This is a genomic window from Paenibacillus solani, from assembly GCF_050475945.1.
Classification (GTDB): domain Bacteria; phylum Bacillota; class Bacilli; order Paenibacillales; family Paenibacillaceae; genus Paenibacillus_AQ; species Paenibacillus_AQ solani_A.
In genome coordinates, this window is sequence record NZ_JBCMXJ010000005.1 from 280,079 (window position 1) to 293,628 (window position 13,550).

Annotated in this window: 12 protein-coding genes; 2 read left to right on the top strand and 10 right to left on the bottom strand. The window is 46.8% G+C overall.

Annotated elements, in window-relative coordinates:
• The first annotated feature begins 217 nt into the window (after positions 1-217).
• Positions 218-1,423: an MFS transporter gene (locus ABEQ74_RS02970; protein WP_430119278.1), complete on the top strand. Its 1,206-nt coding sequence runs from the start codon at positions 218-220 to the stop codon at positions 1,421-1,423.
• Positions 1,424-1,567: 144 nt separating this feature from the next.
• Here the strand turns inward: ABEQ74_RS02970 and cysI are convergent, their stop codons facing one another.
• Positions 1,568-3,292, bottom strand: a complete 1,725-nt coding sequence (cysI, locus tag ABEQ74_RS02975; protein ID WP_430119280.1) for an assimilatory sulfite reductase (NADPH) hemoprotein subunit — start codon at positions 3,290-3,292, stop codon at positions 1,568-1,570.
• 35 nt (positions 3,293-3,327) lie between these two features.
• Complete coding sequence (locus tag ABEQ74_RS02980; RefSeq protein WP_430119282.1) at positions 3,328-5,163, bottom strand: assimilatory sulfite reductase (NADPH) flavoprotein subunit; 1,836 nt, start codon at positions 5,161-5,163, stop codon at positions 3,328-3,330.
• 241 nt (positions 5,164-5,404) lie between these two features.
• Here ABEQ74_RS02980 and cdaS point away from each other — a divergent pair, with 241 nt between their 5' ends.
• On the top strand, positions 5,405-6,022 hold the full coding sequence (gene cdaS, locus ABEQ74_RS02985) for a sporulation-specific diadenylate cyclase CdaS (RefSeq protein ID WP_430119284.1): 618 nt from the start codon (positions 5,405-5,407) through the stop codon (positions 6,020-6,022).
• Between the two features lie 124 nt (positions 6,023-6,146).
• On the opposite strand, the gene bshB2 is transcribed toward cdaS, so the two are convergent.
• The 8 genes from bshB2 to ABEQ74_RS03025 form a co-directional block, all read right to left on the bottom strand.
• A complete protein-coding gene (gene bshB2 / locus ABEQ74_RS02990) occupies positions 6,147-6,803 on the bottom strand; it encodes a bacillithiol biosynthesis deacetylase BshB2 (protein WP_430119286.1) in 657 nt (218 codons plus the stop codon).
• Between the two features lie 21 nt (positions 6,804-6,824).
• Entirely contained in the window at positions 6,825-7,169 is a 345-nt protein-coding gene (locus ABEQ74_RS02995; protein WP_430119288.1) for a YojF family protein, read from the bottom strand.
• Between the two features lie 109 nt (positions 7,170-7,278).
• Positions 7,279-7,770 carry a DUF523 domain-containing protein gene (locus ABEQ74_RS03000; protein ID WP_430119290.1) on the bottom strand — a complete coding sequence of 164 codons (492 nt, stop codon included), beginning with the start codon at positions 7,768-7,770 and terminating at the stop codon, positions 7,279-7,281.
• A gap of 251 nt (positions 7,771-8,021) precedes the next feature.
• Positions 8,022-9,107 (bottom strand): Gfo/Idh/MocA family protein, encoded by a 1,086-nt coding sequence (locus ABEQ74_RS03005; protein WP_430119292.1) that lies wholly within the window; start codon positions 9,105-9,107, stop codon positions 8,022-8,024.
• Positions 9,108-9,121: 14 nt separating this feature from the next.
• The gene (locus ABEQ74_RS03010; RefSeq protein ID WP_430119295.1) at positions 9,122-10,069 is read right to left on the bottom strand and encodes an AraC family transcriptional regulator; all 948 of its coding nucleotides are present in this window, start codon (positions 10,067-10,069) and stop codon (positions 9,122-9,124) included.
• 22 nt (positions 10,070-10,091) lie between these two features.
• Positions 10,092-11,093, bottom strand: a complete 1,002-nt coding sequence (locus ABEQ74_RS03015; protein ID WP_430119297.1) for a Gfo/Idh/MocA family protein — start codon at positions 11,091-11,093, stop codon at positions 10,092-10,094.
• A 239-nt stretch (positions 11,094-11,332) separates the two neighbouring features.
• On the bottom strand, positions 11,333-12,556 hold the full coding sequence (locus ABEQ74_RS03020) for an MGDG synthase family glycosyltransferase (RefSeq protein ID WP_430119299.1): 1,224 nt from the start codon (positions 12,554-12,556) through the stop codon (positions 11,333-11,335).
• A gap of 82 nt (positions 12,557-12,638) precedes the next feature.
• Complete coding sequence (locus tag ABEQ74_RS03025) at positions 12,639-13,259, bottom strand: YqaA family protein (protein ID WP_430119301.1); 621 nt, start codon at positions 13,257-13,259, stop codon at positions 12,639-12,641.
• Positions 13,260-13,550 lie beyond the last annotated feature (291 nt).

Here is a 13,550-nt window from a genome sequence, read left to right on the forward strand (position 1 = left end):
CGTAATAATCAATCAGACTCGAAGGTACTTCAAGCGCATGAACCGATGCGGGAAGTGCCTTTTTGGCGAGCGATATATAGGAACCACAAAATTAATGTTGATTATTTATAGACAAAATATTATTATGTCTATGTATTAACAAACGAAATGCGCATTCGATTGTTTTTTATAATGTCCGGCCTGAAATATGCGGGCCACGAAAGGAGTGTCATTCATTATGCTTAACAACCCGTATGTCCGAACGGTTGTGTTCTCACGCGTACTCTTGAACCTCGGCATTTGGGTTCGCAACTTCGCCATTCTGTTATACGTTACGGACATGACAGACAACAATCCAGTGTATGTATCTCTCATATCCGTAGCCGAATTCGCCCCTATTTTCTTGTTTGCCTTCATCGGCGGTACTTTCGCGGACCGCTGGCGTCCTAAACGTACCATGGTCTGTTCGGATGTTTTGTCTGCGTTATCGGTATTTTTCGTGCTGATCGCCGTTCATAATGGGTCGTGGCAGGCATTGCTGGTACTCACGTTCTTCTCTGCCACCGTGTCACAATTCTCCCAGCCCTCGGCGATGAAGCTGTTCAAACAGCATGTGCCCGCTGAACAGCTTCAGTCCGTAATGGCTATGTTTCAATCCATGGTTGCCTTCTTTACGGTTATCGGCCCGATCGCAGGCGCATTTGTATACCAAAAGTACGGCATAGAAATATCGCTGATCGCCACAGGCACGCTATTCCTGGGCTCTGGCTTGATTCTGGCTTTGCTGCCTCGTGATATGCTGGAAGAGGCACAATCCAAGCGACAGAACCTGCAGCAAGAACTTATCGAAGGCCTTCGTTATGTATGGAGTAATCAAACGCTCCGAACACTAGGTGCGGCCTTCGCCGCCGCTGGCTTGGCATCGGGACTTATTCAGCCGCTCGCGATATTTGTGACGATGGAGAATCTCGGTCAGGATAAGTCATTCTTGCAATGGCTGTTAACCGTCAATGGGGTGGCGATGCTAGTTGGAGGCGGGTTCGTCATGGCATTTGCCAAGAAAATCCGCCCTCAAACCTTGCTAGCTCTTGGCCTGACCGTTAGTGCTGTCGGAAACCTCGGAATCGGCTGGTCAACAAGCATCATGTTTACGCTGCTGCTTCTAGTGCTTAACGGATTCTTTTACCCCACCATCCACATTGGAATCAACACCCTGATCCTAAACAATACGGAAGGGCCATATATTGGTCGGGTAGGCGGCGCCCTCACCCCGATCTTTATGGGCATGATGGTGCTGGGCATGTCGCTGGGCGGATTGCTCAAAAACCAGCTGTCCCTGTTCTTCGTCTATGCAGCAAGCGCACTCTTGCTCCTCATAGGTTCAGCACTGCTGATCCCATTGTTTAAAAAGAAAACGAGCACCACCGGCGTATTGGAGCAATGAGTAGCAAAAAAGAGCCGCCTCCCAATTTCAAGAGGCGGCTCTTTGGTTTGAAGTATGGGGCGAGACAGAAAAGAGGTGAGATGAACATAACAACCCGGAGCCCTTCTAGAAGAAGAGCTCCGGGTTGTTAATAACTAAGTATAATTACGCGTGAAATTGTTGACCATCCAATACTTCCTTTACAATGCCTGCCCGAATCACAAAATCACCAAAATGTTCGCCCTTCTGACGCTCTTGGGCATATTGCTTAAGGATTGGACGCAGCGAATCAAGAATCTCCGCCTCGCCAATGTTCTCCTTGAAGAGCTTATTCAAGCGATGTCCGGAGAAACCGCCGCCCAAGTACATATTGTATTTCCCTGGCGCTTTACCGATAAATGCGATCTCAGCCAGCATCGGTCTGGCGCAGCCATTCGGGCATCCTGTCATACGAATAACGATATCCTCTTCGATAAGGCCATTTTCCTCCAGTATCGGATCAATTTTGTCCAATAGGGTTGGGAGATAGCGTTCGGATTCAGCCATTGCTAAACCGCAGGTTGGCAAGGATACGCACGCCATAGCATTTCTTCTTAATGCAGAATAATGATGGCCATCCGTAAGTCCATAACGATTGATAAGTTCTTCAATCTTTTTCTTCTTGTGACTGCTGACGTTGGCAATGACCAAATTCTGATTTGCTGTTAAACGAAAGTCTCCGTTATGAATGTTGGCAATCTCTCGAAGACCTGTCATCAAGAGGTAATCGGCCTGGTCCTTAACGCGACCGTTCTGAATGAACAGGGTAAAGTGCCATTTGCCGTTGCTGCCTTTTACCCATCCATAACGATCTCCATTATGGTCGAAATGATAAGCTCTTGCCTCCTCCAGCTTCCATCCCAGACGATTACTGAGCTCATTAACAAACCAGTCGATCCCACGGTCATCAATCGTATATTTGAAACGAGCATGCTTGCGCACCGCGCGGTCTCCATAATCCCGCTGGATCATGACCGTCTTCTCGGCCAAATCAATGATCTGTTCCGGTTTGCAGAAACCGATAACTTTTGCCACTTGTGGGTAGGTTAATGGGTCACCATGCGTCATTCCCATACCGCCACCAACCGAAACGTTGAAGCCAATCAATTTCCCGTCTTCCACGATAGCAATGAAGCCAAGGTCTTGCGAGTACACATCAACATCATTGGAAGGCGGAACGGCCATACCAATCTTGAATTTCCGCGGCAGATATACCGGACCGTAGATTGGTTCCTGTTCTGCTCCATCCGCAAGGCTGTCTACAACTTTCTCGCCATCAAGCCAGATCTCATGATATGCACGTGAACGTGGGTCAAGATGATTGCTGACTTTGCGGGCCCACTCATACACCTCGGAGTGAATTTCGGATTGATAAGGGTTTGGATTACACATCACGTTACGATTGACGTCACCACAAGCAGCCAGTGTACTAAGCATTGATTCATTGACTTCTTGGATTGTGCTCTTCATATTCCACTTCAGCACACCGTGCAGCTGGAAAGATTGTCGCGTTGTTAACCGAATCGTCCCGTTCGCATATTTCTGGGCAACGCGATCCATCATCAGCCACTGCTCGGGTGTTACAACTCCGCCGGCAGCACGAACCCGCAGCATGAACTGATAAGCGGGCTCCAGCTTTTGCTTATGTCGTTCGTTACGCAAATCCCGGTCATCCTGCATGTAACTTCCATGGAACTTCATCAGCCGGTTATCATCTTCCGGAATGGATCCCGTTATACGATCCTCTAAAGTTTCTACAAGGCTACCGCGCAAATAGTTGCTGCGACGCTTTATATCTTCCACATCACTGTGGGGTGCACTATTTGGCGATAACAGATTATTATCAGACATGTTTCTTATCTCCTCTCGCAATCACGGTATGCACCTCAATATACATCCCGTTGATAACGTTTCTGCTGCTGCATGAGCGCCAGATATTCCGTTGCTTCTTCAGGACTCATACCGCCTTCTTGTTCAAGTATAGTGCCAAGGGCGGAATGCACATCATGAGCCATCTTCTTCTCATCGCCGCAGACGTATACGCATGCTCCTTCTTGCAACCACTGATACAGCTCCTTGCTCTTCTCCAGCATCCGGTGCTGTACATATACTTTCTTGTCCGTATCCCGTGAGAAGGCCACATCCATGCGTGTCAGCACCCCATCCTTTAACCAGCGCTGCCATTCAATCTGGTATAAGAAGTCGGTCGCGAAATGCTGATCTCCGTAGAACAGCCAAGACTTTCCTTCTGCGCCCGTTTCTTCCCGCTCCCCAAGGAAGGCCCGGAATGGAGCAACGCCTGTACCAGGTCCGATCATAATAATCGGCGTGTCCGGATTCTCAGGCAGCTTAAAATTCGGATTGTGCTGGATATAAACAGGAAGCGAGTCTCCGGCTTCCAGTCGTTCTGCCATTTGGACCGAACACACTCCATATCGTTGTCGGCCATGAGCTTCATAACGAACACTCCGAACGGTAATGTGGACTTCATCCGGGAATGCTTTCGAGCTGCTGGCAATAGAATACAGGCGAGCTGGGATCTTGCGTAATATGGATACAAAATCGCTTGCAGGCAAGTGTTGAAGTCCATAATCCTGAACCAGATCAAGCAAATCCCGCTCGTCGATATAAGTTCTCAGTTCTTGTTCATGACCAGGCTCAAGCAGTTTGCTCAGCCCCTCATTTCCTGAGAGTTTGGCCGCTTGCTCAATTAGAGGTTTCGTAAGAACCGTAATTTCATAATGGCGCAGTAAGGCGTCCCGAAGCGTTCTTGCTTCCCCGTTCTTAACTACGACCACCTCATCTGCATTCCAGTTCATGATTGAGATAAGGTCATCTACCAGCTGAGGATGATTCTCCGGGTAGATTCCAATGCTGTCTCCCGGTTCATATTGTAAATTCGATCCTTCAAGAGAAATTTCCAAATGGCGCGTCTCTCGGTCGGATCCTCTTCCATTCAAATTCAAATTCTCCAGGATCTCGGCTTGAAACGGATTGCTTCTCGAATATTCCGACTCCGTATCCTCGCTCAAGGCTGTAGCACTCACACTGATTGTTTGGTTAGACCCGGCGCCAGCCTCATTCAACGACGACAATACTTGGTTCATCCATTCTGCGGCAGACTCATCGAAATCCACGTCACAATCCACTCTAGCCGTCAAGCGTTTGCCGCCTAATTCCTCTAGTCGCTTGTCAAAATCTTTACCCGTCTGACAGAAGAATTCATAAGAAGTATCTCCCAGCGCCAATACCGAATATTGCAGCTGCTCTACTTGAGGTGCACGCTTGCTATGGAGGAATTCGTAGAACGGAATCGCATTATCTGGCGGCTCGCCCTCTCCGTGCGTGCTTACAATAATAAGAAGATTCTGCAGCTTCTTCAGATTATTCGGTTTAAAATCGCTCATTGAAGACAAAGTGACCGTAAGTCCTGTCTCTTCAAGTTTCTTAGACAATTTCTTTGATAATCCGTGCCCATTGCCTGTCTGCGATCCGTATAAGATCGTAACTTCTTTAGGTTCGGCTGCTACCTTTGTCGGCACCGCTCCCGCAGTGTTTTGCTGTGGTACAGCTGCAATGGCTGCACTCGCAGCCGTTGTCTGCAGCGCAGCGATAAAACCGCTGAGCCAGGTCGCTTGCGATTCCGTCAAAGTCGGCAGCAAGCGGTTTAGCAATTCCACCTGTTCCTGATTAAAAGGACTGTTCGTTACTTGGAGTTCCAAACTATATCCACCTCTCAAAAGCGCCCATGATTAATTCCTACTATTACGATACAATTAATTTATTTCTCCTCTGAACCTATCACAGCTTGATGGAAGGGTCAATTCCAATCTTCTTATAGCATTTATCAGTTTTATTGATAAATTGACGAATCGTGTTTAACTAGATGTGGAGAACGGCCCTCAATATAGAATATCGATATGGGGAAATGGTCATCATAAACATGATAAGGAGGGATAACGGATGCTAGATCAGAATTGTAATTTTACACCGCTTAAACACAAATTGAAGGAACAGCTCACGGACATTACAGGACATTTAACAAAGGTGATCGTTCATTTAGACGATAACAGTTCTTGTCTGCTGGGCGAACTCCACATGGTAAGAACAAAATTTATGGAAGCTGAATCCATATCCTCTACGTATTATCTCAATTGTTTTCTCTTTCCCTTCACAAGCAAATATCAGGAAATCGCCAGATCCATATATCATCTCGCTCAAAAAAAGCGGGGCGCACTCATCGTCATTCAACGGGAAGATCAGCTGGACTCGTTAATGACGCCAGGTATCCCTTTATCCGCCGAAATTACAAGTCCCCTGCTTGAATCCATATTCGTTCCCGGCAGTCCCCTGCACGACGGAGCCGTGCTTGTACGTAAAGATATGATTATTTCTGCCGCAAACGTGCTGCCCTTAACATCCAAAACCTATGGTGACCGGAAGCTTGGTACGCGTCATCGTGCAGCTATTGGACTATCTGAAATGTGCGATGCCTTGGTACTCGTTGTTTCAGAAGAGACCGGAAAAACTTCCTTCTGCCTAAAAGGAACACTATACCCTCTTTCCATCAGCAGTCCATAGTGCCTGAAGTTGGATTCAGACACTGCCTGCTTTAGAGGGACCCACCAAGCCATAACATAACAGACCAAACAAAAAGAACCACAGATTCCTGTGGCTCTTTCTATCGTCCATTACAAGATGGACATTATGCGAATGTATACGTCCAGAAGCGCTCTGTTCCGAAGCGCTGCTCAACTTCCTTGGCTTTCATCTGTTTCTTACCCATCAACTCGGCTGCTTGGAACTGAGAGCGATGAGCTTGAATGGAGTTCAACTTCTGCACCATAAACATGGACACATCTTGGTAAACATCCGGTTTGCCAAGCTCCTGCTCGCAGTTGTTCGAGAACGCCAAGCATTGAACCAACGGTCTATCCTCTGCTGGCATCTTCTGAATGGTACGAACGACAGCTGCGCCTGTGGCATCATGGTCAGGATGAACGCTGTATCCTGGATAGAAAGTGAAAACCAATGACGGTTTTACTTCCTCAATTAATGATGCAATTACGCTATCCAGTCTTTCTTGATCCTCAAATTCAATCGTTTTATCATGAAAACCAAGCAATCTTAAATCCTGTATGCCGATAGCTTTACAGGATTCTTCCAATTCTGCCTTACGAATGGTCGGCAGTGTAATACGGTTCGCAAACGGAGGGATACCCATGTTGCGCCCCATTTCTCCAAGTGTTAAACAAGCATAGGTAACATGCGCGCCTTCAACAATATATTTAGCCAACGTGCCGGATAAACCAAATGCTTCGTCATCCGGATGCGGCAATATGACCAGTATGTTTTGCTCCATAGTCTCGTCTCCTTCCCCTTATTAAAAAGGCTTCCGGCTCAGCTGTAAAGCAACGACCAGCTTGCCCTGATTGTCATGACCCGCCATGATCAGACGGTCCGTATCGGCCTGTTCAAAATGGGTGAGCCCTTCCGTGTACACCCAGCCATGATTCATCTTCAAGCCAACCCGATAAGGTCCATTACCGGATATGGCACCATGGCTGTAACGAATGATGGCATTCGTTATAAAGTTAGCTGCAGGATGCTTGGTGCTGTCATAATGTGCTGCATAGGCACCTGTCGTCATCTCAAGATGAATATATAAATCCTGATCCTTCAATTTATCAATCATTTGCTGTACTTCTGTTTGATTAATAAGCTCCATAGTTCCCTCCAATATAAAGAATCTCAACACTATAAGAAGTTGATATGATAATTCTATCATATTTAATGGATCAGGACGAAATCGCATATACCATTAATAATACTACAACTTAACTTGCTGAAAAAAGGGATGCATATTCCGGCTGGGCTGCATAGGCACTGAGCTCATGTTCAGAGATCACCGTGTAACCTTCCCTGCGCAGAAGTGCTGTTGTTACGCCCGAGCCGGCTATCTTCTTATTGTCAAATTCACCGTTGTATATCTTTGAACTGCCACAAGATGGACTGTCCTCTTTCAATACGATCAATAAGGCTCCAAGCTCCCGTGCCGTTCTGAGCGCCTGCTGCGCACCTTCTATATACCTCTCAGTCACGTCTCTTCCCGACAATTCAACCACTCTGGCATGCCCAGATAGAACATCATCCCCTGTCCCACCAACAATTTCGGCAGGCTCACGCGGAATTGAGAATCCACCAAGGAGCTCAGGGCATACGGTTACAGCCTTCTGGGCTTTTACAAGCTGTTCGATATTCTTGTCCAAGCAGTCTGAACCATTATAACGAACCTTCAAACCGGATAAACAAGCACTTACAACAATCAAAGATGCCACCTCATATCTATTTGTTCTTACAAAGGAACTGCCCAGGCCATTTGTGCTCATATCAGCAACTTGATCTATCAAAAATATCAATTATATGCACCATCGGCATGGCTCCAGTCACCTTCACACGAAGAACAATTGTTCGCGCTTATACTATCATATCCCTCAAATAAATGGAATCTTTTTCTTGTCGGTCAAGATTATATTATCAGAAAAAAAGCCGCGCTGGTATGCGCGGCTTTCGTCTCTTTTTATAGATCCGGAATATGAATCTCCACTTCTCTCTTGCTTTGCGAAGAACGGAGGATTCCATCCAAAATCGCTTGATTGCGAAGCACCTCTTCACCCGGAATGGGAGCGGGCTTACCTTCACGAACTGCGCGGACGAAATCCTTGATTTTCTCCTCAAATACGTTGAGCTGATGGTTCATCAGCGGAATAGGACTCTCCGTGTGATGTCCTTGTATATCGTGGAACAAAGAGATGGATCCTACCTGCCCATCCCATACACCGCTCCAAGGTCCCGAACCTGCCGGCGTAATTTTCAAGCCTGCATCGGTCCCGAGGAACATCGTCGCACCTAAGGTATCCATATGCATAGCCCAGGATGTTTTGAAGTTCAAGACAAGATCCCCTTCGAACCGAACGATGGCTACGCCGAAATCCTCCACATTAAATGATGCGTGTTCCGCATGATATTTGGGATTCGTTCCAAAATAGTTCGAAGTGTAGGCCGATACCGTTAGAGGTTTAGGATACCCTAGGGCACTAAGCGCCATATCCAGAGAATAACATCCGATATCCGCCATAGCTCCGGCCCCGGAAATTTCTTGTCGGATAAATGTACCGCCCGGCATGCCTCGGCGACGCCCGCCACCGGTTTCAACATAATAGACTTTTCCGAGCTCACCGTTCTGAACAAAATCTCTAATGATTCCCATATTGGGGTCATAACGTGGCTGGAAGCCAACATTCAGCATGTTCCCGGTCTTCTTTGAGAGCTTAACCATCTCGATCGCTTCATCTAAAGTGACCGACATCGGTTTCTCAAGCATGACGTGTTTACCCGCCGACAGTGCATCAATGGTTGTTCTATAGTGAGCGACATTTGGCGTACAGATGCTGACGCCATCCAGGTCGAGATCCAACAATCTGCGATGATCATCGAACCCGATCGCTCCCTGCAAACCCCAACGCTCAATAAATTGATCGGCTCTACCAGGTAAAATATCAGCCACGGCGACGATCTGTACATCTTCAATCTTTTTGTAATATTTAGCGTGCTCCCCCGCAATGCCGCCGCTTCCAATGATTCCAATTCGTATGATTTTGCCCATGGCTGATACTCCCCCTACACTTTCACATTCTTTGCACGATAGGTTGATGGTGTATACCCATATCGTTTACGAAATACAGTATGCAGATAACTGCCGCTTGAGAATCCCTCATGCATGGCGATTTTATCGATCGGCCATGTGGTCTCGATCAGTTTCCGGCAGACCGCTTCAAGTCGCACATGCTCAAGGATTTCACTGAACGAATGCCCGTCCGCCTGTTCCTTGAATATACGCTGCAGCTGCCTTGAGCTGATATGCAGCTTCTCAGCGACGTCATCCAGCACGATCTCACCCGATGAGTTCGCATAAATATATTCCAGTGCCAGTTGATAACGGTAAGCCTTCATATCTCTTGAGGGTAATTCAGCCTCCGTTGGCTCGGACTCATATGCGCGTACTGCACGCAGTAATATCTGGATAATGCACTGCTTGATCGTGGTGTACAGACCCGGATACCTCTCCTGGGAAGCTTGATAAGCCTCATGAAAATAAGGCATCGCACGATGGATATCCATCGTTGGCTTCAGAGGCATCCCCCGCAGCTTCTCCATGCAATCATCAGCTTCTGCAATTTCCCATGGGTCCGACATCGGCCTTACCTGATTCGTATCATTAGCTACCTCTTCAAGCGGAATAATGTCCACATGCAGACATAATTCATCCATCGCTTCCGTTTGATCAGCCTCCTGATAATGAAGCACATTCGGACCCGTGAGATAGAACATGCCTTCACGCAGGGCATAAGGCTGCTCGTCCATAATAACCGTTCCTTTGCCGCGTGGTATGAAATGGAATTCATACTCTGCATGTTTATGGAAGGACACAATCTTTCCTGGCGGGAAGGTCGTGAGATGGAACCGTAGAACCCGGATCTCATAGCGTCCCCAATACACCTTCAAATCGAGTCGTTCCAAAGCATCCTGCCGATCTTTCATTCGTTCATACGAAAAATGATTATTCATATGGCAGTATCATCCCTAATTCTTATCCCTGCAATTCATCCAATCGAACGGCGCGATGCTCCTTAGCCGAACGGTTGGACGCCTCCATCAGTTTGGTTAACTCAACCGCATAAGCGATATTCTCTTCTGCCAATGTACCTTGTTGAATATGTGTCACCCATTGTTCAAATGCACTTGCACGGTTTGCAGGAACCGGCAGTTCCACCCACTTGTTCGAATACTCTTCTTTCTTCGTTGTACGAATCAGAAGCTTGTCGTCCGGTGTTCCGTACAGAATCGTTCCATCCGTTCCATGAATCTCAATAGTAAACGGCGAGAAGCTGTTCACAAAACCGGCCTCTACCACGCCCACAGCACCTGAAGCCGTGGAGAGAGTAGCTACCGCGTTGTCTTCAACCTCTTTACCTGTAATGTATCCAAAATTGGCATGAACATCGACCGCTTCTTCACCGAGGAACAGGCGTGTCAAATACATTGGATGACATCCCAGGTCAATCAATGCTCCTCCTCGACATTCCTCCAAGCTGTAAAAATGTTCAGGCAGCCAGCCGGCAGTTGCGCCATTATGAGATAAACGTACCCGGACAAGCGTTACAGTGCCCAGTAATCCTTCTTCCAATACCTTGCGAATTGCCAATGTATAGCCGTCGTTCAGACGCGGCAGCGAAACCGTTAATTTCACCTGATTCTCATCCACAGCACGGATGATGTCATTGACCTCTTGCAGGGTAGCAGCGATTACTTTTTCCGTGAAAATATGTTTGCCTGCCGCCGCAGCTTTCAGCATCACTTCTCTATGCATCGATGTAGGAGCATCTACGATTACACCATCGATCTCGTCGCTTTTCAGCATTTCATCCAAAGATTCATAAAAAGTCACACCCTGCTTCTCAGCGGCTTCTCTTCCGCGCTCGGGATTCTCATCCCATACCGCTACGATTTGAGTATCCGGATGCTCCTGCGCTTGTTTCGTATAATCCCATGCATGCACATGCCAATAACTAATTTTACCGATTCTAATCATTCTGGTCACCTCAGTATCTAATATTAAGACATCATGCAATTAATCTATCACACGAATCGCCTGATTCACAGTGTAAGATTGCGACAACCAAGTTAGATATTACGACATCGGGATCCATATAAAAAACTCCGCCAGAAGGCGGAGCAGTAAACTCGTTATGTAGGGTGCTCATACTACATAAAATCAAAAGCACTTCAAAGAAAATACGTCCCATGCTATGCCATATTCATCCGCATTTTTCAGTAATGATGCCGAGACTCATTAGCATAAACTTCCCTGTTAAGCACCTCATATGGCACCGGATTCACATCAGCCCACTCTCTTGAAGGACGGTAATTTTGCTGAATATCCATCAATCTTGTCAGAACTGATCGCGCCGAATCCTTATGTGTATTCATGGCTGCTTTTCGCTTCATCTCTTGCAGAATGGAAGGACTCGTCATTAAAGTCAATAATTGATGCTGTAGTTCTCCTGCCATTGCTTGGCGTGCCACCCCAATGCCAACCAGATAATCTGCGTTATCCTGTTCTTGGCCAGGCAAAGGTTTAACCAGCAACATAGGGCACTTCATCGTAAGCGCCTCGGAAATCGTAAGTCCTCCCGGCTTGGTCACCATCAAATCGGCCATCGCCATCAATTCATGCATGCGGTCCACATAGCCCATGACTTTAATTTGTGGATGATCGGCAAAATCCTCCAGCAGCGTTTGATATAGCTTCATATTGCGACCGCATACCACCATAAAACGTACATGTTGCGGGTATCTCCTTGATTTCATTAGCTCGATAATTTCTTTATCGATCATTCCTTCCCCGCCGCCCATAATCAGGACTACCTTCTCCGATGTTTTCAAGCCATAATACGCTCGAAGCTGGTCCTGATCCACCGGTTGACTATAAAGCGGATGGACAGGAATACCGGTCATGGATATTTTGGCGCTCGGTACGCCTTTGCGCTCCAACGCTGACTTCACCCTGTCGGAACCTACCATATAATAATCCGTATGCGAATGAATCCAGTAACTGTGATCTGTATGATCCGTCATCACGGTAACTGTTGGTACATCTGTGTACCCCATCGCCTTCAGCAGGGACATCCCCGCCGCTGCCGGAGGAAATGTGCTGACCACGATAGCTGGCTTTTCCGCCTCCAGCATCGTTCCCAGTTTATGCAGACTAAAGGTGCTGGAACGTTTCAGCATATGGATCAGCGCGTTTTCTTCACGAGTTTTTTGAAAAAGATATCCGTAAACAGATGGGAAATGCTTCATCCACTGCACAAAGAAAAACTGTCCGGCCACATGCAGCCTGGGATGGGTTAATTCCATGTAATCAATAACTTTAACGCGCAGATGAGGGTAGTTTCTTTTTGCGGATTCCATAATGGCCTTTGATGCCTGGTTATGACCCTCTCCCAGACTTCCGGTTAATACGATGATTTTTTGCTCATTCATGGATCTCATGGATATTACTCCTTATCTAACGTTATATGATAATTGCAATCAGAGGGGGATACCCGAAGATCCGCTCTTCGAGCTCCCTCAATCATTCATTCTTACCTGCCGTAACGTCAATTGAATCCTCTTGTCCTTGCACGCTTTGGACTTCCGAACGTTTTTTCTTACGGTTCTTTACGTAGCGTACGGTTAGCCAGATACCCCCAATCAGAGCACCGACTGACAAAAGAATAATGGTTAACACACTGTCCACCATATTCTCAGCTGTACGGCCATACACGTAGAACAACACACCTACAGTATAGAACTTCACAGCACGTCCGAGAGCTGCATAACTGAGAAGCTTCCATAGGGGATAACTCATGCAACCGGATAGAATGGTAAAAATTTTGAAGGGAATTGGCGTGAATGCACCGACTAGAATAGCGGCTTCCCCATGCTTGGTGAATAAGGCGGTTGCAGAATCATACCATTTTCGCTTCATGATCTTGTTTAGGACCAGGCCCCCGGAAGCCTTGCCAATTCCATATCCGATCGGCGTACCGATTAAGCATCCGACAAAACCGATTGAGGCGAGCCAGATCGCACGATCCGGACTCAAAGCACTCAAAGAAAGCTGTGAGAACAATGCCGGAATTGGAAAAATAATCGCATCGATCATAGCATGAATGAATAATCCGATATCGCCTAAATTACGTAGAAAATCCATCCAGGCTTTTCTCCTCTGCTTGGCTGCCAATCAGGCAGCAAGTATATTGCGTGACCTCGTTGGTCAAACTCAAGTTCGAATTCATTCGTTCCATTCCCTCTCTCGTACCATGTTAATGTAAGGATATCATGTTTGAAAAAGGATGCCTTCCGTCTTCAGACGAAATTGAACCTAGACTTAGGTCTAGATACTAATAGTAGATCTAATATAGTAGATATAGTATAAACGAGTTGTATGATCAAAAAGTTGGGTTTATAACCTGCAGGATCAAATAAAAAACAGTTTAGCCAA